17 protein-coding genes, 1 pseudogene and 1 riboswitch are annotated in these 20,883 nt (G+C 72.4%); of the genes and pseudogenes, 5 read left to right on the forward strand and 13 right to left on the reverse strand.

All coding sequences use genetic code 11. The annotated features are described in order from the left end of the window. The first annotated feature begins 125 nt into the window (after nt 1–125). Nucleotides 126–308, forward strand: a complete 183-nt coding sequence (locus BJP40_RS15000; protein WP_071265663.1) for a hypothetical protein — start codon at nt 126–128, stop codon at nt 306–308. A gap of 231 nt (nt 309–539) precedes the next feature. After that, complete coding sequence (locus BJP40_RS15005) at nt 540–1,349, forward strand: PhzF family phenazine biosynthesis protein (RefSeq protein ID WP_071280779.1); 810 nt, start codon at nt 540–542, stop codon at nt 1,347–1,349. 200 nt (nt 1,350–1,549) lie between these two features. Here the strand turns inward: BJP40_RS15005 and BJP40_RS15010 are convergent, their stop codons facing one another. Beyond that, nucleotides 1,550–2,290 (reverse strand): CPBP family intramembrane glutamic endopeptidase, encoded by a 741-nt coding sequence (locus tag BJP40_RS15010; protein WP_107416778.1) that lies wholly within the window; start codon nt 2,288–2,290, stop codon nt 1,550–1,552. Between the two features lie 442 nt (nt 2,291–2,732). Beyond that, nucleotides 2,733–4,256 (reverse strand): glutamate-cysteine ligase family protein, encoded by a 1,524-nt coding sequence (locus BJP40_RS15015; protein ID WP_071265669.1) that lies wholly within the window; start codon nt 4,254–4,256, stop codon nt 2,733–2,735. A gap of 493 nt (nt 4,257–4,749) precedes the next feature. Between BJP40_RS15015 and BJP40_RS15020 the strand changes: the two genes are divergently transcribed. Together BJP40_RS15020 and BJP40_RS15025 are read left to right on the forward strand one after the other, a co-directional pair. Next, a complete protein-coding gene (locus BJP40_RS15020) occupies nt 4,750–5,331 on the forward strand; it encodes a hypothetical protein (protein WP_071280781.1) in 582 nt (193 codons plus the stop codon). 527 nt (nt 5,332–5,858) lie between these two features. Beyond that, nucleotides 5,859–6,065, forward strand: coding sequence for a DUF5999 family protein (locus tag BJP40_RS15025; RefSeq protein WP_071265673.1), 207 nt, complete (start codon nt 5,859–5,861; stop codon nt 6,063–6,065). A gap of 163 nt (nt 6,066–6,228) precedes the next feature. Here the strand turns inward: BJP40_RS15025 and gcvP are convergent, their stop codons facing one another. Then, a complete protein-coding gene (gcvP, locus tag BJP40_RS15030) occupies nt 6,229–9,114 on the reverse strand; it encodes an aminomethyl-transferring glycine dehydrogenase (protein ID WP_071280782.1) in 2,886 nt (961 codons plus the stop codon). Between the two features lie 181 nt (nt 9,115–9,295). Next, nucleotides 9,296–9,404: riboswitch (glycine riboswitch) on the reverse strand. 113 nt (nt 9,405–9,517) lie between these two features. On the opposite strand from gcvP, the gene BJP40_RS15035 reads away from it, so the two are divergent. Next, nucleotides 9,518–9,889, forward strand: a complete 372-nt coding sequence (locus tag BJP40_RS15035; RefSeq protein ID WP_071270798.1) for a PRC-barrel domain-containing protein — start codon at nt 9,518–9,520, stop codon at nt 9,887–9,889. Nucleotides 9,890–10,806: 917 nt separating this feature from the next. Here the strand turns inward: BJP40_RS15035 and BJP40_RS36315 are convergent. The 10 genes and pseudogenes from BJP40_RS36315 to BJP40_RS15085 all read right to left on the reverse strand — a co-directional run. After that, a pseudogene (locus tag BJP40_RS36315) lies at nt 10,807–11,952 on the reverse strand (DNA polymerase IV); the annotation flags it as partial. Nucleotides 11,953–12,034: 82 nt separating this feature from the next. Next, nucleotides 12,035–12,628 carry a MerR family transcriptional regulator gene (locus BJP40_RS15045; RefSeq protein ID WP_177204387.1) on the reverse strand — a complete coding sequence of 198 codons (594 nt, stop codon included), beginning with the start codon at nt 12,626–12,628 and terminating at the stop codon, nt 12,035–12,037. Between the two features lie 215 nt (nt 12,629–12,843). Continuing rightward, nucleotides 12,844–13,317, reverse strand: a complete 474-nt coding sequence (locus BJP40_RS15050) for a bifunctional nuclease family protein (RefSeq protein ID WP_058941224.1) — start codon at nt 13,315–13,317, stop codon at nt 12,844–12,846. Nucleotides 13,318–13,372: 55 nt separating this feature from the next. After that, the gene (locus BJP40_RS15055; RefSeq protein WP_071280784.1) at nt 13,373–14,128 is read right to left on the reverse strand and encodes a MerR family transcriptional regulator; all 756 of its coding nucleotides are present in this window, start codon (nt 14,126–14,128) and stop codon (nt 13,373–13,375) included. A 44-nt stretch (nt 14,129–14,172) separates the two neighbouring features. Beyond that, nucleotides 14,173–15,117, reverse strand: coding sequence for an FHA domain-containing protein (locus tag BJP40_RS31830; RefSeq protein ID WP_226962945.1), 945 nt, complete (start codon nt 15,115–15,117; stop codon nt 14,173–14,175). Between the two features lie 235 nt (nt 15,118–15,352). After that, the gene (locus BJP40_RS15065) at nt 15,353–16,126 is read right to left on the reverse strand and encodes a DUF881 domain-containing protein (protein WP_071266612.1); all 774 of its coding nucleotides are present in this window, start codon (nt 16,124–16,126) and stop codon (nt 15,353–15,355) included. Between the two features lie 5 nt (nt 16,127–16,131). Beyond that, the gene (locus BJP40_RS15070; RefSeq protein WP_071266610.1) at nt 16,132–16,464 is read right to left on the reverse strand and encodes a small basic family protein; all 333 of its coding nucleotides are present in this window, start codon (nt 16,462–16,464) and stop codon (nt 16,132–16,134) included. Beyond that, nucleotides 16,461–17,390 carry a DUF881 domain-containing protein gene (locus BJP40_RS15075; protein WP_071280786.1) on the reverse strand — a complete coding sequence of 310 codons (930 nt, stop codon included), beginning with the start codon at nt 17,388–17,390 and terminating at the stop codon, nt 16,461–16,463. Before BJP40_RS15075 ends, BJP40_RS15070 begins: the two co-directional genes overlap by 4 nt. Before the next feature lie 110 nt (nt 17,391–17,500). Further along, the gene (locus BJP40_RS15080) at nt 17,501–19,996 is read right to left on the reverse strand and encodes a mannose-1-phosphate guanyltransferase (RefSeq protein ID WP_071266606.1); all 2,496 of its coding nucleotides are present in this window, start codon (nt 19,994–19,996) and stop codon (nt 17,501–17,503) included. 116 nt (nt 19,997–20,112) lie between these two features. After that, the gene (locus BJP40_RS15085) at nt 20,113–20,721 is read right to left on the reverse strand and encodes a CDP-alcohol phosphatidyltransferase family protein (RefSeq protein ID WP_071266604.1); all 609 of its coding nucleotides are present in this window, start codon (nt 20,719–20,721) and stop codon (nt 20,113–20,115) included. Between the last annotated feature and the right edge of the window lie 162 nt (nt 20,722–20,883).

Consider the following 20,883-nt stretch of genomic DNA (forward strand, 5'->3'; position numbering starts at 1 on the left):
GTCGGGCGCCTGCCCTGTCCCCTCCTCCTCAAGGAGGAGAGGGAGGCCGCGCCACGGGGGCGCACGCCGGCTCCTTTCACGCCCCGGGGGCAACCGCGGTCGCCGGGGCGCTCGTCTGGCCCGTTGTGTTCTGGATGGTCGCCCTGCTCGCCCTGGACGGCCGGCAGTACGTCTACCGGGTGTACGCCCCGGACGACGCACGGCCGGGCGACCTGTTCTGGGCAGCCTTCCACTGCCACGACGAGCAGCGGCGACCGCGGGCGTCCGACGCGTTCGACTCGGCCGAGATCTGGCGGGCGGTGCGCTGATCCGCCGCCCTCGCCCCGCCGCCCGCAGCGTGCCCGCGCCGTCGGGGGCCGGCTGCCGCGCACCCCCGGCCGGAGCAGCGGTACGGCGGCGTCCGCGCGCCGGTCCGGCGGCCCGCTCGCCCCGTGCCGACCGGCGAACCGGTCCGCTGGCGTGCTCGCCCTGCGCCGACCGGTCCAGTCACCGCGGATTGGCCTTGGCCGCCGGCGCTGCGGCACCTCTACGGTCGGCCCATGCGTATCCGAATCGTCGACGCCTTCACCGACCGCCCCTTCTCCGGCAACCCCGCGGGAGTGCTGCTCCTCGACGCGTTCCCCGACGACGGGTGGCTGCAGCGGGTCGCCGCGGAGGTCAACCTCTCCGAGACCGCCTTCGCGCACCCGCTGCCGGAGGGCGGCGACGCCGACTGGGCGCTGCGCTGGTTCACCCCGGTCGCCGAGGTGGACATGTGCGGCCACGCCACCCTCGCCACCGCACACGTCCTGCGGACCACCGGCCGGGCCGCGGGCACCGTCCGGTTCGCGGCGCGCTGCGGGATCCTCACCACCGGGGACGGCGCCGACGGCGCGATCAGCATGGACTTCCCCACTTCGTCGCTGACGCCGGTGGAAGCACCGCACGGGCTCGCCGACGCCCTCGGCGCGGAGGTCCTGTCCGTGCACGACACTTCCGAGCACGTGGGCGACCTGCTCGTGGAGCTCCGTGACGAGGCGGCCGTGAGGTCCCTGGCGCCCGACCTGGCCGCGCTGGCCGCCCTGTCGAAGCGGGGCGTCATCGCCACGGCGCCGGCGGAGGACCCGGCGGGCGGCCACGACTTCGCGTCCCGGTGCTTCTTCCCACGGCTGGGCATCGACGAGGACCCGGTGACGGGCAGCGCACACACGGCACTGGCGCCCTTCTGGTCACGGCGGTTCGGCCGGGCCGAGCTGACCGGTCTCCAGGGCGGGTCCCGCACCGGCGTGGTGCGGACCGCGCTGCGCGGCGAGCGCACGCTGTTGACCGGGCACGCCGTGACGGTCCTGGACGGCGCCCTGCTCGCCTGACACCGCGGGCCGCCCTGCGCCGCGGGCCCTCGCCCAGTGCCCCTGCTGCCGCGGGGTGGGGGCCCGCTGCCCGCTGCCTCACCACGCGGGGAGCGGACCGGTCGGCACGCCACGGGCAGCGGAACAGCCGCCGGGCCGCGGGCGGTTGACTCCGCGGCCCCCGCCGCTGGACGGCATGGCGTCGGGGGCAGCAAGACCGGTCACGCCGTGGGCAGCCAGCCCACCTTCCCCGCGAGCAGCCCATACCCGACGAAGGCCACGATGTCGAGCAGCGCGTGCGCCACCACCAGCGGCCCGACGCGCCCCCAGCGCCGGTACAGCCACACGAAGACCACCCCCATCACCACGTTGCCGACGAAGCCGCCGACGCCCTGGTAGAGGTGGTACGAACCGCGCAGCACCGAGCTCGCCACCAGCGCCGCCGTCGGTGACCATCCCAACTGGTCGAGCCGGCGCAGCAGGTAGCCGACGACGATGACCTCCTCCACCACGGAGTTCTGGAGCGCGGAGAGGACGAGCACGGGGTACTTCCACCACACCTCCGGCAGGCTCTCCGGTACGACGGTGAGGTTGAACCCGCCGGCCCGGACGGCCAGGTAGAAGGCCAGACCCGTGCTGCCGATCCCGGCCGCGACCAGCGCGCCCCGCCGGAGGTCCTGCCACGGGGACAGCCGGTCGAAGCCGATGGCCCGCATCCCCGGGGCCCCCTCGCGGAGCAGCAGGTGCGCCACCAGCACGACGGGGACGAGGGCGGTGGTGATGCCGAAGAGCTGCCAGGCCAGGTCCAGCCAGGGCCGACCGGGCGCGTACGAGCCGTTGAGCCTGGCCGCCTGTTCGCTGAGGCCGCCGGGCTTGGTCAGCGCGCCGACGAAGCTGATGACGGAGGACAAGGCGCTGGCGCCGAGCGAGAGCGCCAGCACGATGAGGGTCTCGGACCTCAGTGTCCGGCGCTCCGGTTCCTCGACCGTGCCCGTGACTCCCGGTGCCCCGCCGGTCCGTTCCCTGCGTCCTGCCCGCACGCCGCGCCGCCTTCCGTCCGTGGTCCTGCGCCGTCCAGCTTGCCCGACGCGCCGCCCGGAGGTCTCCGTGGGCCACGGTCGGAGGCCGGCCCGGGCACAGACCGGGCACACGAGCACGGAGCACAGGCGCGGGTCGCGGACTCTGCGCCCCGGCCCGGTCGCGCCGAGTGGCCGCCTGACCGCACGCGCCGACCGCGTGCGGTGCGTCACCGCCGGCCACACGCGGCCCGCGGCTCCCAGCCCGACGGCCCTGCGCGGCGCCGAGCGGCCACCGCCTCCGCGTTCCACCGCCCGGAACGGCCACGGCGGGCGGCCGGCCGCGGTGCGGGAGCGGTCCGGCACGCCGGCCCCGCCCGGCCGCCGGTCAGCGCGAGCGCTGCGGCCGGGGCCCGGGACAACTGACCGGCCAGGTGTGCACCGGCTCGCCCCGCAGCGACAGCTCCTGGTAGCGCCGCGCGGTCGCCGCGAGCGCGGCGTCCCGCTCCAGACCCGCCTCGACGGCACGGTGGAAGGTCTCCACCTGCCAGGAGGCGCCGTTCACCCGGCGGCGGCACCGCTCCTCGATCACGCCGAGGGTGCGGTCGCGGTCGGCCGGTTCGACGCCCCAGGCGTCCAGGCCGGCGGCGGCCAGCGGCAGGAGCTCGTCGCGTACCAGCTTGACCGCGGGAACCGCGCTGACCCCGCTCCCGCGTCCGGGGCGCGGCCACCGCAGCTCGGCGTCCAGGCCGTGGCGGCAGGCCGCTTCGAAGTTGGCCGCCGCGTCGCCGAACGGCATGCGCTTCCACACCGGCCGGCTGTCCTCGGCGAGGGCCCGGACGAGTCCGTAGTAGAAGGCGGCGTTGGCGATCACGTCGTCGACGGTCGGCCCTGCGGGCAGCACCCTGTTCTCCACGCGCAGGTGCGGCACCCCGTCCACGACTCCGTACACCGGCCGGTTCCAGCGGTAGACGGTCCCGTTGTGCAGGACCAGCTCGTGCAGGGCAGGGGTCCCACCGTCGTCCAGGACCCGCAGCGGGTCCTGCTCGTCGCACAACGGCAGCAGCGCGGGGAAGTACCGCAGGTTCTCCTCGAACAGCTCGTACGGCGACTCCACCCAGCGCTCACCGAACCAGGTGCGGGGCCGCACGCCCTGCGACTTCAGTTCCGGCGGCCGGGTGTCGGTGGCCTGCTCGAAGAGCGGCGGCCGGGACTCGCGCCACACTTCGCGGCCGAAGAGGAAGGGAGCGTTCGCCCCGACGGCTATCTGTACGGCGGCCACGGCCTGCGCAGCGTTCCACACGTCCGCGAAGCGGCCCGGGGTGACCTGCAGGTGCAGTTGCACGGAGGTGCAGGCCGCCTCCGGTGTGATGGAGGCGGCCGTGCAGCTGAGCCGCTCCACGCCGTCGATGTCCAGGGAGAAGTCCTCGCCTCGCGACGTGAGGATCTGGTCGTTGAGCAGCAGGTAGCGGTCGCCGGACGAGATGTTGGCGAGGTCCACGTCCTGTCGCGTGAGGGTCGGCAGTATGCCGATCATCACGATTCCGGCGCCCAGTTCCTCCGCCTTGCGGTGCGCGTAGCCGATCCCCGTTCGGAGTTCCTCGGCGAGCTGCGAGAAAACGTGACCGCCGAGCCGGTGCGGCGCCACGTTCAATTCCACGTTGAACATGCCGAGCTCCGTCTGGAAATCCCGGCTCGCGATGCGCTCCAGCACCGCGCCATTCATCATCCGGGGCAGCCCGTCGGCCCCGACGAGATTGAGCTCGATCTCGATGCCCATGAGATTGCGCGGACGGTCGAATCGCCGCTCGGCGAGCAGCCGCTCCAGCGCCTCCAGGCACTGTCGCAGCTTCCGGCGGTACGTCTGCCGATCCGCCAGGTCAAATGCCGCCGCCACGACCTTCTCCCCCATCGAAGGGTCCCTCCTCGCGTGGGTGGCACGCGGCACCGGCGCTCGCGTCCCGGACGATGATGCCCCGTCGGACCGATCCGTAACGCCCGCGCGGCCCGCCCTTTGCCGCTACGCTGACGCGGGCGCCCTCCGGCACATTCCGGAGGCATGAGTCTGCTAGCACATCACCTGCGGCGGCATGGTGAAAAACGCCGACGAGATCAAGCCGTCCCCGCCGCTAATGACGGCCCTGGTAGCAGCGTCGAAACGTGGGGCGAATAGCCGGAAATACCCCTGAAACCCAGACGTGAACAAGGCGCGCTAGAGTCTTGACCAGATTATCGGCATCGACTAGCGGAAACCTGCCGTGAACAGGTGTCGTATAAACTCCGTGCAGAGGCCGAGAATCGGCGCCGGGCGTGGCGCCCCGGGCGCCTCCTCCGCCCCGCTGCTGACAGCGTCGTCCGCACCCACCCGCGCATTCCCGTCTGTCTCGAGTGAGAGGCGACCCACCATGCCGCTCCATGTCTCCCAGCCCCCCGCTGCTGCCCTGAACGCCGTCCTCACCGCGTTGGGATCGCCGGCGGCCCGTGAGTCCGGCACCCCCGCCCTGCGGTCCGTCCCTGGCCCGCTGAGCGCCGACGCTCCGCTGCCGGTCCACGTCCTGTCCGCCACTCCCGCGGGGGCGGCGCCGAGCACCCGACTCGTCGGGTGGCGCTTCCTGATCCGGGGCGGCGAGCTGTCCCTGGCCGCGGCGGACGTGACGCCCGCGGCGGAGGGCTGGGTCTTCTCCCACTTCTGCGAGGGGCCGTACGTCGCGTCGACCGAGCGGGCCCTGCGTCAGGCGGAGGGGGCGCAGGCGCCCTGGCAGGCCCGGCTGCTGTCCGTGCCGGACCTGTACATGCTCACGCTCTGGCTGCACGGGAACACCGAAGCGGACCCGTCCGCGGGGTCACCGGCCCCAGAGGACCTGCTGATCCCCTTGGCGCCCGCGCCGCCCGGGATCGCCGCCCACCGCCCGCACCGGGTGGCGGACCTGCTGCCGCGGCTGGCCGTACGGCTCGTACCGCCCCCGCTTCTCGGCTCGACGGCCTGAGGCCGCCGGGCTCCCGCCCGGGCACCACGCGTGACCCGCCGGCCCGTGCATGCCGTCGGGCTCCTCCCGCACCGACCGGGCGGCGGGAGGAGCCGGCCCGGCCGGCAGGTGCGTCGCACCGGCACGGGGGCGGCGGGGCCGATGCTTCCCCGGTGGGCCACCGGGTCCGGGCACCGGCCGCCCCCGGGCGAAGCCGCGAGTCACCCGGTCCCGCGCCCTGAGGACGGTCCATCGCAGCGGTGCCCCGTGTCCACCCGGACGCGGGGCACCGGCACGTTCCGGTCCCTGGTCCGAGCGGACTAGTTCACTGCGGCCACGGTGAACCACCCGAAGAGGCCGGGGGGTTGCGTTGAACCATCCATGCGGGTGACACGTCCTTCAGCGGTAGGACGAGCTGTCGCGAAATCCCTGCGGAAGCACGCCCGTGGGGCAACACTGGGTACGGACCAACCGAAAGACGGGGGGCGGCCATGAACACCGCGTCGAGCCGCAGGACACACTCCACACCGCAGCGAAAGAACCCTCCCATGTGCCAGCACCAGCCACTCTGCCCGACCGCTGACTCCGCCGACCGGGAAGCCGCCCGGGTCGTGGCGCACCATCCCGAGCAGGGCTGGAGCCTGCTGTGCAACGGCGTCCTCCTCTTCGAGGACACCGGTGAGCTGTTGCCGGACGGCCAGATCATCGCGCCGCACCGGCCGCTCACGACGGCCCGGGTGACCACGGCCGCGTAGGCGCCCGGCAGGGAGGCGACAACGGCGAGGGGCCGGTCCGGAGGTGTCACCTCCGGACCGGCCCCTGTGCATGCGGCGGTCGCCCGGCCCCCGCTCACGGCCGGTTGGACCGCCTCGGGGCGGTCCGGCCCCTGGCCGCACCGGCGTGCGGCCGGGGCGCGGGTCAGCCGTCGTACTCGTCCAGCGGCGGGCAGGAGCAGACGAGGTTGCGGTCGCCGAAGGCGCCGTCGATGCGCCGGACCGGCGGCCAGTACTTGTCCGCGGCCACGACGCCCGCCGGGAAGACGGCCTCCTCGCGGGTGTACGCGTGGTCCCAGGCCCCGCCGAGCGCGGCCGCGGTGTGCGGGGCGTTGCGCAGCGGGTTGTCCTCGGCGGGCCACTCGCCCGTGGCGACCTTCTCGATCTCGGCGCGGATGGCGATCATCGTGTCGCAGAACCGGTCGAGTTCCGCGAGGTCCTCGCTCTCGGTCGGCTCGATCATCAGGGTTCCGGCCACCGGGAAGGACATCGTGGGCGCGTGGAAGCCGTAGTCGATCAGGCGCTTGGCGATGTCGTCCACGCTGACGCCGGTCGCCTTCGACAGCGGGCGCAGGTCGATGATGCACTCGTGGGCGACGAGACCGCCCGGGCCCGTGTAGAGCACCGGGTAGTGCGGCTCCAGGCGCTTGGCCACGTAGTTCGCGGCCAGGACGGCGACCTGGGTGGCGCGCTTGAGGCCCTCGCCGCCCATGAGCCGCACGTAGGCCCAGGAGATCGGCAGGATGCCCGCCGAGCCCCAGGGCGCCGCCGAGATCGGGCCGACGCCCGTCTCCGGGCCCGCGGCGGGCTGCAGCGGGTGGTTCGGCAGGTACGGGGCGAGGTGCTCGCGGACCGCGACCGGGCCGACGCCGGGGCCGCCGCCGCCGTGCGGGATGCAGAACGTCTTGTGCAGGTTCAGGTGCGAGACGTCGCCGCCGAACTTGCCCGGCTTGGCGAGGCCGACGAGCGCGTTGAGGTTGGCGCCGTCCACGTACACCTGGCCGCCGGCCTCGTGGACCTGGGCGCAGATGTCGGCGACGTGCTCCTCGAAGACGCCGTGCGTGGACGGGTACGTGATCATCAGCACGGCGAGTTCGTCGCGGTGCTTCTCGATCTTGGCGCGGAGGTCCTCGACGTCGACCTCGCCGTCGTCGGCGGTCCTGACGACGACGACCTTCATGCCGGCCATGACGGCCGACGCGGCGTTGGTGCCGTGCGCCGACGACGGGATCAGGCAGACCGTGCGCTGCTCGTCGCCGTTGGCCCGGTGGTAGGCGCGGACCGCGAGGAGACCGGCGAGCTCCCCCTGCGAACCGGCGTTGGGCTGGATCGACACCTTGTCGTAGCCGGTGACCTCGGCGAGGCGCTCCTCCAGCTCGCGGATCAGCGTCAGGTAGCCCTCGGCCTGCTCGGCCGGCGCGAAGGGGTGCATCTGGCCGAACTCGGTCCAGGTCACCGGCTCCATCTCGGTGGTCGCGTTGAGCTTCATGGTGCAGGACCCGAGGGGGATCATGCCGCGGTCCAGCGCGTAGTCGCGGTCGGCGAGCTTGCGCAGGTAGCGCAGCATCGCGGTCTCGGAGCGGTGCGCGTGGAAGACCGGGTGGGTCAGGTAGGCGTCGCCGCGCAGCAGCCCGGCGGGCAGCGCGTCCTCGGTGACGGCGTCCAGCGCGTCGATGTCGCCGGACACGCCGAAGGCGGCCCACACGGCGGTGATCTGGGTGCGGCCGGTGGTCTCGTCGCAGGATGCGGAGACGTGGTCGGCGTCCACGAGGTGCAGGTTGACACCGCCCCGGCGGGCCGCGGCCACCACGTCGGCGGCCTTGCCCGGCACGCGCGCGGTCACGGTGTCGAAGAAGGCGCCGTGCAGCACCTCGACACCGCCGGCGCGCAGTCCGGCGGCGAGGACCGTGGCGTACCGGTGGGTGCGCCGGGCGATCTCCTTCAGCCCCTCGGGGCCGTGGTACACGGCGTACATGCCGGCCATGACGGCCAGCAGCACCTGCGCGGTGCAGATGTTGCTGGTGGCCTTCTCGCGGCGGATGTGCTGCTCGCGGGTCTGCAGGGCCAGGCGGTACGCCTTGTTCCCGTCGGCGTCGACGGAGACGCCGACGAGGCGGCCGGGCAGGCTGCGGGCGAAGGCGTCGCGGACGGCCATGTAGCCGGCGTGCGGGCCGCCGAAGCCCATCGGCACGCCGAAGCGCTGGGTGGTACCGACGGCGATGTCGGCGCCGAGCTCGCCGGGCGGGGTGAGCAGGGTCAGCGCGAGCAGGTCGGCGGCGACCGTGACGACGGCGCCGAGCTCGTGGGCGGCGTCGATGAGCGGCTTGATGTCGCGTACGGCACCGGAGGCGCCCGGGTACTGCAGCAGGACACCGAAGACACCGCGCTCGGCGACCTCGGCGGGAATGCCGTCGCCGAGGTCGGCGACGACGACCTCGACACCGGTCGGCTCGGCGCGGGTCTCGATGACGGCGATGGTCTGCGGCAGGGCGTCGGCGTCGACCAGGAAGACGCCCTTCTTGACCTTGCCGACGCGCCGGGACAGCGCCATGGCCTCGGCGGCGGCGGTGCCCTCGTCGAGCAGCGACGCACCGGAGGTGGGCAGTCCGGTCAGATCGGCGACGACGGTCTGGAAGTTCAGGAGCGCCTCGAGGCGGCCCTGGGAGATCTCCGGCTGGTACGGGGTGTAGGCGGTGTACCAGGCCGGGTTCTCCATGACGTTGCGGAGGATGACCGGCGGGGTGAACGTGCCGTAGTAGCCGAGGCCGATCATCGGCGCGAGGACCTGGTTGCGGTCCGCGAGGGAGCGCAGCTCGGCGAGGACCTCCGCCTCGCTGCGGGCCTCGGGCAGGCCGAGGGCTTCGGCGCTCTTGATGACGTCCGGCACCGCGGCCGCCGTGAGCTCGTCGAGCGAGCCGTAGCCGACCTGCGCGAGCATCTTGGCGCGGGCCTCGGCGTCAGGGCCGATGTGGCGCTGCTCGAAGGGGGTGCCTCGCTCCAGCTGGGAGAGCGGAATGCGGTTGGCGGTCATGTACGGGGGCCTCCTGGTCGTAGCGACCTGCGAGGGGCACCGCGGCGCGGGTGCCCGGACGGCCTCCCCCTCTGTCATCTCAACCTGAGAGCTTCGCCGCGGCCCGCCCGAAGGGCGGTGCGGCTTTCACCGTCGGTGAGAGCGGGTGCCGTCCGACGCCCGCCCTGCTTTCCAGAGTGACCTCGTCCGTGCGGTACAGGGGCCTGAGAGATTCCGGGGAGGATTTGCTCCTTCGGCGCCCCCGAAGGACCGGTTTCGGTCTTTCCGGAGGACTCTCCCGCACAGGGTCAGCAGCCATTGCCAGCCTACCAGCGACGTTCCTGGCCGATCCCTCAAGTGGCCGACGTCACGGTTGTGCATTTTCGTAGTGTTTGAGGACCCGTTGCGAACGGCTGGAGGGCCCGTGCAGACCGACATTGATCCTCGCACGCTGATTGGGCGCAAGGCGTACGACCGGGACGGCCACAAGATCGGCACGGTGGACGAGGTGTACCTGGACGACGCGACCGGCGAACCGGAGTGGGCGGCCGTACGCACCGGGCTGTTCGGCCGTGACGCCTTCGTTCCCCTGGAGCCGAGCCGGGTGGAGGACCAGGCCCTGCACGTGCCGTACGAACGCTCCCTGATCAAGGACGCGCCGGACTTCGGCGTCGGGCGCCACCTCTCGCCGGAGCAGGAGTTCCAGCTCTACCGCCACTACGGGCTCGACCTGCCCGGCTCCTCGGCGCCCCCGGCCGACCAGGACTTCGGCAGCGTCGCCGACGGCGACGGCTGACCGCCCCCGGGCACCAGCGGCAGCGGCTCCGAGGGCTGCAGCTCGGAGTCGTCCGTACGGAACGTCCGTACACGTCCCGGCGCGGACCCCGGTTCCTCGAAACGCACCGTGACCCGCCCCAGCCCGCTGCCCTGCACCCAGCCCGCCCCGTACCGGTCGTGCCGCACGTCCTGCCCCGGCGACCATCTCCGCTCCTCGTCCCCGGTCCGGCCCCCGCCTGCCGGACCGCCGGACCGGGCGCCTTCGGCGCCGGCTCCGCCGCCCGTACCGCCGGCGCCGCTCCCTCCTCCGGTACGGAGAGGACCGTCCGTGCCGGCGGGGCCGCCTCCCGTCCCGTCCCGCTCCCCCGGGTGAGCCGCCACCGCGGATGCGCCTGCGCCGGAGGCACCGGCTCTCGGCGGCGCTGCTCCGGTACCGCCCCTCGCCGGAGACCGGGCGCCCCCGCCTTCCGCGTCCCGCCCGGCGGGCATCCCCGGAGAGCCCGCCGTGTCCGCCCCGGCGAAGACGCCGCGGCCGTCCACCGGTTCGGCGGCGGTACGCGGATCGGCGCCGGGCTCGGCAGCACCGGCCCCCGGCTCCCCGCTCCCTCCGCACGCCGTCTCCGGCGTGCCTGCCCCACCCGCCCGTCCGCTCTCCGCCGCGCCGAGCACCAACCCTTGCGCCGACCCCACCCGTACGGGACCGCCCGGCCGCCCCACGGCCTCCCCCGCCCCGGGGAGAGCTTCGGAGCCGGACCGCGCCCCGTCGGAACGGTGCGGCCCCGCTGCACCGCCGCCCGGGTTCACCTCCGGGCTCCGCCCGCCACCCGTCGAGGCGCCCTCGGACAGGGCCTCCCTGGCGGCCGCCTGGAGGTCCGGCAGGCCTGCCCGACCCACCCGGGCCACCGCCCCGGCCCCTCCGCCGCCCCGGTGACCGGGCGCGCCCCCTGGGTCGTCCGCGGTCCCCGGGGCCCCTCCGCCGCCACCCGCCGCCGCACGGGCGGCCTCCTCCGCTGCGGCCTGGGCGAACAGGTCCTCCTGCGTGTAGTCAGCGAGCCCGGACACGCCGACGCCGAGCAGCCGCACCCCGCCCGTGGTGTCCACCGCGTCCAGCAGTCGCGCGGCCGCCTCGCGGACGACCGCCGGGTCGTCGGTCGGTCCGCGCAGGGTCTCCGACCGCGTCAACGTCGAGAAGTCGTACCGCCGGACCTTCAGCACCACGGTCCGCCCCGACCGGCCCGCCGCCCTCAACCGGCCGACGCACCGCTCGGCGAGCCGCTCGACCTCCCACCGCACCCGCACCCGGTCGTGGAGATCCACGTCGAACGTGTCCTCCACGGACACCGACTTCGCGTCCCGCTCCCCCACCACGGGACGGTCGTCGTGCCCGAGCGCCATGGCGTGCAGGGCCACTCCGTGGGCCCGCCCCAGCAGCCGAACGAGCTCGTCCTCCCCGGCCTCCGCCAGGTGGGCCACCGTCGTCATCCCGGCGCGCCGCAGGTGCTCCTCCGTCGCGGGGCCGATCCCGGGCAGCGTGCGCACTCCCAAGGGGGCCAGCAGTTCCCGTTCCGTGCCCGGCTCGATCAGCACCAGGCCGTCCGGCTTGGCCTGCTCCGAAGCGATCTTCGCCAGCATCTTGGACCCGGCGAGCCCGACCGATCCGGTCAGCCCGGTGGCCGCGACGATGTCCCGGCGCAACCGCTCCCCCACGGCCCGCGCCGCCGCCGCGTCGAACGCGGACCCCCCGGCCTCCAGGTCCACGAACGCCTCGTCCAGGCTGAGCGGTTCCACCAGCGGCGAAAGCCTGCCCAGCAACTCCATGACCTGCCCGCTCACGGCGCGGTACAGCGTGAAGCGGGGGGTCAGGTAGGCGGCGTTCGGCGCCAGCCGCCTGGCCTGTCCCATCGGCATGGCCGACCGCACCCCGAAGCGCCGCGCCTCGTACGACGCCGTGGCCACGACGCCGCGCGGTCCGAGGCCGCCCACGACCACCGGCTTTCCGCGCAGGCTCGGTTTCGCCGCCTGCTCGACGGCGGCGAAGAACGCATCCATGTCCAGGTGCAGGATCGTCGGCGCTGCTCTCACACCCTCGATGCTGCCGCACCCCACTGACAACGGACCCGTACGCCCGTACGACAGCCCGGTCGGAGCGCCGCCGCGGGCTCCCTCAGACCGCCCTGTCGCGTCTGCGGCGCGCCAGTTCGTCGGTCGGGTTGTTGCCGATCAGCGTCTCACCGGTGTCGACGCGTTCGCCGTGCAGTTGCGACAGGGCCGCCTCCACGTCGCGCCACACCACGCCCACCGCGATCCCGAAGATGCCCTGGCCCCCCTGGAGGAGGTCGACGACCTCGTCCGGCGAAGAGCACTCGTACACCGTCGCCCCGTCGCTCATGAGCGTCATGCGCTCCAGGTCACGCAGGCCCCGGCCGCGCAGGTGCTGCACGGCCGCCCGGATGTTCTGCAGCGCGACACCCGTGTCCAGGAACCTCTTGACGATCTTGAGGACGACGACGTCCCGGAAGCTGTAGAGCCGCTGCGTGCCCGACCCGTACGCAGGCCGCACACTCGGCTCGACGAGACCGGTGCGCGCCCAGTAGTCGAGTTGCCGGTACGTGATGCCGGCCGCCGCGCAGGCCGTGGGTCCGCGGTAGCCGACGAGGTCGGTGGCCTGGTCGGGCGTCTCCCCGGATAGCGGAGAGGGCGCCCTCCCTGCCGGGCTCCGCCCGGGGAGCGCTCCCGCCGTACCGTCGCCGCTGCTCATCACGCCGACCCTCCGTCCTTGACCTGCCACATCGACGGTAGGCAGTCCCCAGGGGTGCGTCAACGATCGCCACACTCGCCACGCCGAGTGATAATCACCCTGAGAGTGGTTTGGCGTGTCCTGGTGCCGGGAAACGCTATTCGAATGCGCTGAACGCTCCGACTCGGCGGCCGCACTCCGCTTCCCGCCCCTGCCTCATAAGGCCGGGCCGCACCTCACTGATTGCTGGTGCCGAAGTCCTCGGGGGAGATCTGGTCGAGGAACTCGCGGAACTTCTCCACCTCGTCCTCCTGCTCGTCCGGGATCGCGATTCCCGCGTCGTCCAGCACACCGTCGCTACCGAAGATCGGCGTCCCGGTGCGCAGCGCCAGCGCTATGGCGTCGGAAGGCCGGGCGCTCACCTCCACGCCGCTGGCGAACACCAGCTCCGCGTAGAAGACGCCTTCCCTGAGGTCGGTGATGCGGACCTCGGTGAGCTCCTGCCCCACGGCCTCCAGCACGTCCTTGAACAGGTCATGGGTGAGCGGCCGTGCAGGCGTCATGCCCTGCTGGGCGAAGGCGATCGCCGTGGCCTCACCGGGACCGATCCAAATGGGGAGGTACCGGTCGCCTCCCACTTCGCGCAGGAGCACGATCGGCTGGTTGGACGGCATTTCCACCCGGACACCGACAACATCGAGCTCGTTCACACAGCAACCCTAGGACGACCCGGACCGGTTTGGGTAGTCGGGGCCGTCCGCAAGGTCAAGGAAACCGGACGCCGAGGGCCGTTCTGACCAGCGCGGCGTGCAGCCGCACCGACAACGCGGCCAGTTCCCGGGCGGTCGCCTCGGCGTGCGCGCGGGTCTGGGGGTTGCGGTGCCGGCGCAGCGGTGCCACGACCTGCTCGACGAGCCCGGCCTCCCGGTCGGCCGCGGCCTTCATGGCGCGCAGGTGCCGCGGTTCGAGGCCGTACCGCCCCAGCTCGGCGACGAGCTTCGCGACGGTGACCGACTCGGCGTCGTAGCCTCCGTCGGGGAGCTCGGCGACCAGGCCGTACGACTCCCATGCGGCGAGCTCCTCCTCGTCCGCCTCAGCGGCGGCGAGGAGCTCGGCCCGGCCGATCCTGCCCGCGGTCGGGCGGTCGGGTTCCACCTCCCACGGCGGAGCACCCTCCTGGCGCTCGCCGGGCGTCCCCTGCCCCTGTGCGGGCAGTTGCACCTGCTCACCGCGCGCGAGGGCGTCCAGGTGCTCCCTGATGACCTTCAGCGGCAGGTAGTGGTCCCGCTGCATGCGCAGGATGAGGGCGAGCCGCTCCACGTCCTGCGGGCTGAACTTGCGGTACCCGGACGCCGTCCGCTGCGGTTCGACGAGCCCCTCCGCCTCCAGGAAGCGGATCTTGGAGATGGTGACCTCGGGGAACTCCTCGCGCAGCTGGTTGAGCACCGTACCGATGCTCACCAGCCGATCGCCCGCGTCGGCGGCGCCGTGACCGGCACCGCCCGTCGGTGTTCGCAGCATGGACCTTCCTAGGGGGGTCCCCCCGAACGGGTCCGGGGGGAGGGTCAGACTCCTGGCTGGCCGGCGAAGAAGACCAGGCGGTACTTGCCGATCTGCACCTCGTCGCCGTTGTGCAGCACGACCTGGTCGATCGGCTCCCGGTTGACGTAGGTGCCGTTGAGGCTGCCGACGTCGGCGACGGTGAAGCTGCCGTCCGCGGCCCGGCGGAACTCCACGTGGCGACGGGACACGGTCACGTCGTCCAGGAAGATGTCGCTCTGCGGGTGGCGGCCCGCTGTCGTCAGCTCGCCGTCGAGGAGGAACCGGCTGCCGACGTTCGGACCGCGGCGGACCACCAGCAGCGCCGACCCCGCGGGGAGTGCCTCCACCGCGGCCTGCGCCTCGTTGGACAGCTGCGGCAGCGGCGTCTGACCGGTCGCTTCCGCGTCGTACGCCTCAAGCCCCGAGATGGAGATCGTGGAGGTGGTCTCCGACGCGCGCTCGGCGGGCGCACCGCCTCGGAGCGGGGCCCCGCAGTTGGAGCAGAACCGACTCGCCTCGGCGTTGCGGTGCCCGCACCGCGCACAGACCGGCATGGATGTGCCCTCCTGCCGCGGCTGACCCGCGTGGACGCTGGTCGCGTACGGGTCGGAGGAACCCCCTCCGGCCGTACCCGGGGCTGCTGGTTCCCCGAAACCTATGCGGCCGGGACCAGCAGGGTCAACAGAAGACGCGCCCTGCCCGTCGGCGATGCCACCACCCGGACCAGCGACCTCGTCGCGGAAGAGCGGACGCTCACCGCCCTGCTGCCCCTCCTCGCTCTGGCCGTGCCGCGGCGCGCGGTGCTTGGCGTTGTCGCCCTCACGCGCACTCTTCCCGAACAACTTCCCAAACAACTTCACGGGCGATTCCCCTTGAACGAAACAGACCCGCCCGTGGGGCAGGACGAACCCTCGACGAACACACCTGCCGACCCGGACACCTTCACAACGTCCGTATCCACCGGACAGTTTCCACCACGCACCACGACAGTGGTGCGGCGACCCCCCGCGATCTCTCGACCGGAGCGGCCGCCTACGGATCCGGCCGGGCCCACGGCCCGGCACACCGCGGTCGTCGGTGACCCCGGCTGTACCCGGCGTCTCCATGACACCGCGGTCACGGGAGCATCCCCCACTCTTCGCCTTCCCTGTCCGGCCCGGCCACTCGGGCATTCCCCCGCCGTACGACCCCCGTGCAGCCGCCTCACGGTGATGACGACCGAGCGTAGTCAGGCCGCTCCGCCGGTCGCAAGGCATCCACGACGATCTTCTCCGACCTCGTCACCGTGGCCGTGGCCTGCTCCTTCTCCAGACTCTGCACGATGCCGCCCGGGATGTTCAGGGCCGGCTCCAGGTCCTGCGGCTTGCCGATGACCTGGAAGCGGTACGGCGCGCGCAGAGCGCGCCCGTCCACCTCGACGGCCCCGGCCTCCCCGGTGAAGTAGCTGTCGGCCACCACCCGGACGTCGTTGACCTGGATGGCCTCGGCCCCGGCCGCCCGCAGCTCCTGAATGGTGTCGAGCAGCTTGTCCGGCTCGACGGCCCGAAGCGGGTCCTCGATGTCCAGGGTGATGCCCGGTCCCTCGGCAGCCACCGTACCGGCCAGCACACCGAGCTGACGCTCTCTCTCCTCCGTCTGCCTGCGGGCCTCTTCCGCCTGGTCGGAGCTGTTCTCCAGCTCCCGGCGCTGGGCGTCCAGCCGGGTGCGCTCGTCTTCCAGGCGCTCGGTCCGGTCGTCCAGTTCGTCCAGGATGCGCACCAGGTCCTCCTGCCGGGCACCGCGCAGCGCCCCGTCGTCGCTGGTGGAGCGCACCTGGATGGCGAGGCCGAGGCCCAGTCCGAAGAGCAGCAGGGCGACGACAAGCTGGGCCCGGGTCACCCGGGGCGGCCACAGCCCGGCGACGAGCCGCTGCCTGCCGGTCTTCTCCGGGGCCTCCGGTGGCTGCGGCTGCGTGTCGGGGGTCTCGTGGTTGCTCATCGGTCTCACGCCCGGAACACGTGGCGCCGGATGGCGGCCGCGTTGGAGAAGATGCGGATGCCGAGGACGACGACCACACCGGTGGAGAGCTGGGAGCCCACTCCGAGCTGGTCGCCGAGGAACACGATCAGGGCGGCCACGACGACGTTCGACAGGAACGAGACCACGAAGACCTTGTCGACGAAGATCCCGTCGAGCATCGCCCTGAGCCCGCCGAAGACCGCGTCCAGCGCGGCGACCACGGCGATGGGCAGATAGGGCTCGACCACGGCGGGGACCTCGGGCCGGATCAACAGTCCGACCACGACTCCCGCGACGAGGCCCAGTACGGCGATCACGATATGCCCTTCCCTGTGTCGGCCGTGCCCTGGCCGTCGCCGCTGTCGGCTCCGGTGGTCCTCGGCTGTGCTGTACGTACGATCAGGCTCGCCGCCGCCGGCAGGTTCACCCGGTCCTGGGCCGCGATGCTGCTGCTGATGCCGAAGTTCTCCTCCAGCGCGTGCAGGTACCGGCCGTCGGCGCTGTCCTGGAACCGGGTGCTCAGCCGTTTCCCGTCCCCCACCGCCAGGACCGTGTACGGGGGTACCAGCGGCTTGTTGTCGACCAGTATGGCGTCGCCTGCCGCCCTGATCGCGGAGAGGGCCGTCAACCGCTGCCCGTTGATCGCGACGGCCTCGGCCCCCGACTGCCACAGTCCGTTGACGATCCGCTGCATGTCGCGGTCCTGGACCCGGCCGGTGTCGGTGAAGCTGCTGGTCTCGCGCGGGCCGTCACCGCCCTGGTCGGCGTCCTTCGCGTCGTCGACGACGAGCTTCACACCGGGTCCCTCGACCGCGGTGGCACCGGACAGCAGCCCGACCAGCTCACCCTGGTCCCCGCCGTGTGCGCGCAGCGCCTCCCGCTGACGGCTCGCGACGTCGTCCCGCAGTTCCTCGACGGCCCCTTCGAGGTCCTCCACCGCGGTCGTCTCCGCGTGGATCCTGTCGATCAGCTCCACGCGGTCCTTGGCCACGACGGGCGCCGATATCCACGTCTGCGCCGCACCGAGGGTGACCACTGCGGCGGCCAGCGCGAGCCCGGCCGCCAGCCCCAGCTTGGCCTTCAGGGTGTGCGGGAGCCGTCCGCCGTCGTCGGCGCGGCGGGCGGAAGCCTCGGCGTATCCCTCGTCGAGGGCGTGGTCGATGACGTTCGTCAGCAGCGACATGGACGCGTCGGGGCGCGGGGGCGGGGAGCCGGTGCTCCGAACGGGGGGCTGCTGGGACATGCCGCACATCGTCGCATGTCGGGGCGGCTACCGCCGAATGGCCCCACCGGTGTGCCGGGCAGCGACGGGAGCGGCTGCCCGGCACACCGGTCACGGCATCACGATCCGCGTCAGCGACCTGCGCTGTCGACCACCGCCGTCCACTCGTCGAGCAGGGCCTGAGCGGACGTGTCGTCGGGCCCCTCGGCCCACAGATGGGTGACGGCCTCCGCCGGGTCCGGCAGCACCAGCACCCACCGCCCGTCGGCCTCCACCACCCGCACACCGTCGGTCGTGTCCACGTGGCGGTCGCCGGCCGCCTCCACGACCCTCCGCATGACCAGGCCCTTCACCGCCCACGGCGTGGCCAGGTCCCGCCGCAGGACGTGCGCACGCGGAATGCGGGCGTCGATCTGGCTGAGGGTGAGCTGCGTGCGCGCGACGAGTCCGATGAGCCGCACGAACGCGGCGGTCCCGTCGAAGACGCTGCTGAACTCGGGAACGATGAAGCCGCCGAGACCGTCTCCACCGAAGATGGTGGACTCCTCGCGCCCGACCCTGGTCAGGTCGTCCGGGGACGTCGTCGTCCAGTCGACCTGCGTGCCGTGGTACGCGGCGACCTGTTCGGCGATCCGCGTGGTGGTGACGGGCAGCGCCACCCGCCCGCTGCGCCGCTCCGCCGCGACGAGGTCCAGCATGACCAGGAGCGCCCGGTCGTCCTCGATGATGCGGCCCCGCTCGTCCACGAGGGAAAGCCGCTCACCGACCGTGTCGAACCGCACCCCGAACGCGGCCCGTGCGGACGCCACGATCTCCCCGAGCCGGACGAGTCCGGCGCGGCGCGACTCGGCGGACTCGGTGGGCCGGGACTCGTCCAGTCCGGGGTTGATGGTCAGCGAGTCCACACCGAGCCGCCCGAGGAGGCTGGGCAGGACGAGGCCGGCGCTGCCGTTCGAGGCGTCCACGACGACCTTCAGCCCCGCCTCGGCGATCCCGGTCGTGTCGACCCTCCGCAGCAGGGCGCCCGTGTACTGGTCGAACACGCTGGACGGGAAGCTGAGGTCACCGATCTCGCCGGGGAAGGCCCGCCGGTACTCCTGGCGGGCGTAGACGCGGTCCAGCTTGCGCTGCCCCGCCTGGGACAGGTCGGCGCCCCGCTCGTCGAAGAACATGATGTCCAGCGAGTCCGGCACCCCGGGGGTGGTGCGGATCATGATGCCGCCGGCGCTGCCCCGTGCGGTCTGCTGGCGGGCGACGGGCAGGGGGACGTTCTCAAGGTCCCGTACGTCGATGGCGCTGGCCTGCAGCGCGGAGATCACGGCGCGCTTCAGGGCACGCGCACCGCGGGAGTGGTCACGGGCGGTGGTGACCGTGGCCCCCTTCTTCAACGTCGTCGCGTACGCCCCTGCGAGCCGTACGGCGAGTTCCGGTGTGATCTCGACGTTCAGGATCCCGGAGACGCCGCGGGCGCCGAAGAGGTGCGCCTGGCCGCGTGACTCCCAGATCACGGAGGTGTTGACGAACGCTCCCGCTTCCACGGTCTTGAACGGGTAGACCCGCACGTTGCCCTGCACGATCGATTCCTCGCCGACGAGGCACTCGTCGCCGATGACGGCGCCGTCCTCGATCCGCGCGGCCCGCATGATGTCGGTGTTCTTGCCGATCACGCAGCCGCGGAGGTTGCTGTGCGGCCCGATGTAGACGTTGTCGTGGACGACGGCCTTGTGGAGGAAGGCCCCGCTCTTGACGACGACGTTGGACCCGACGACGGTGTGCTCGCGGATCTCCACGTCGGCTTCGACCTTGGCGTAGTCCCCGATGTACACCGGCCCGCGCAGGACCGCGTCCGGGTGCACCTCGGCTCCTTCGGCGACCCAGACCCCGGGGGAGATCTCGAACCCGTCGAGTTCGACGTCCACCTTCCCTTCGAGGACGTCCGCCTGGGCCTTCACATAGCTCTCGTGGGTGCCCACGTCCTCCCAGTAGCCCTCGGCCACGTAGCCGTAGACGGGCTTGCCTTCCTTCATCAGCTGGGGGAAGACGTCGCCGGACCAGTCGACGGGGGCGTCGGGTTCGACGTAGTCGAAGACCTCGGGTTCCATCACGTAGATGCCGGTGTTCACGGTGTCGGAGAACACCTGGCCCCAGGTCGGTTTCTCCAGGAAGCGCTCCACCTTGCCTTCGTCGTCGACGATGGTGATGCCGAATTCCAGCGGGTTCGGCACCCGGGTCAGGCACACCGTGACGAGCGCGCCTTTCTCCTTGTGGAAGGCGATGAGGTCGCTCAGGTCGAAATCGGTGAGCGCGTCACCCGAGATGACGAGGAACGTGTCGTCCTTGAGTGCGTCCTCGGCGTTCTTGACGCTGCCGGCGGTGCCGAGTGGCTTCTCCTCGTGGGCATAGGTGAGCTCCATTCCGAGCTCTTCGCCGTCACCGAAGTAGTTCTTGACCAGCGAGGCGAGGAACTGCACGGTTACGACGGTCTCGGTGAGTCCATGCCGCTTGAGCAACCGCAGCACGTGCTCCATGATCGGTCGGTTGGCGACCGGCAGGAGCGGCTTGGGCATGCTCGACGTCATGGGGCGAAGTCGGGTGCCTTCGCCTCCGGCCATCACGACGGCCTTCATGTCGGAAGCGTCCTCCTTGCAGAGATGACGATCTAGCCGACCTCACCTGTCCGAATCCTTGCCCTCATACGTCGCACCGGCGCCGGCATTACTGCCCGGCGCCGGAACAGACAGGCTCAATCGGCCGCGGTATCCGCTGTGACTAGTCGGCGGACCTGGATCACGTAGAGGATCCCTGCCCACCAGTAGAGACTTGTACCCCATACGGCGAAGGCCCACCCGAAAATTTCAGCGAGTGACGCGAGCCACGTCTCACCGCTGCTGAGGAGGAGCAGGGGGAACGCATACATCAGGTTGAAGGTCGCTGCCTTGCCCAGGAAGTTCACCTGGGGCGGTGGATATCCGTGGCGCCGGAGGATGCCCACCATCACCAGGAGCACAAGGTCCCGGGCCAGCAGCAGGCCGGTGAGCCACAGGGGCAGGATGCCCCGCCAGGTGAGGCCGATGAGGGTGGAAAGGATGTAGAGCCGGTCGGCCGCCGGGTCGAGGAGGCGTCCGAGGCTGCTGATCTGGTTCCAGCGGCGGGCGAGTTTGCCGTCGAGGTAGTCGCTGACTCCGCTGAGGGCGAGGACCAGCAGCGCCCAGCCGTCGCTGTTGGGCCCGCCGAACTCGGGGCGGAGAATGAGCCACAGGAAGAGCGGGACGCCGGCGAGCCGGGCCATGCTGAGGATGTTGGGGATGGTGAGGACCCGGTCCGTTTGAACGCGGGTCTCCTGGACCTCCACCCGGGGGCCTCCTGTGGGGAAAGTGTCGACACTGCCCCCTGACCTTACCGTCACACCCGGGGCGGACCTGCAAGGGGTCCTCCGGCGCCCTCCTGGAGGGGGGTCTGAAATGCGGAAAGCCCCGCACCATACGGTGCGGGGCTCCCCCAACAATAGTTCGGC

This window comes from Streptomyces sp. CC53 (assembly GCF_001865245.1).
GTDB lineage: Bacteria > Actinomycetota > Actinomycetes > Streptomycetales > Streptomycetaceae > Streptomyces.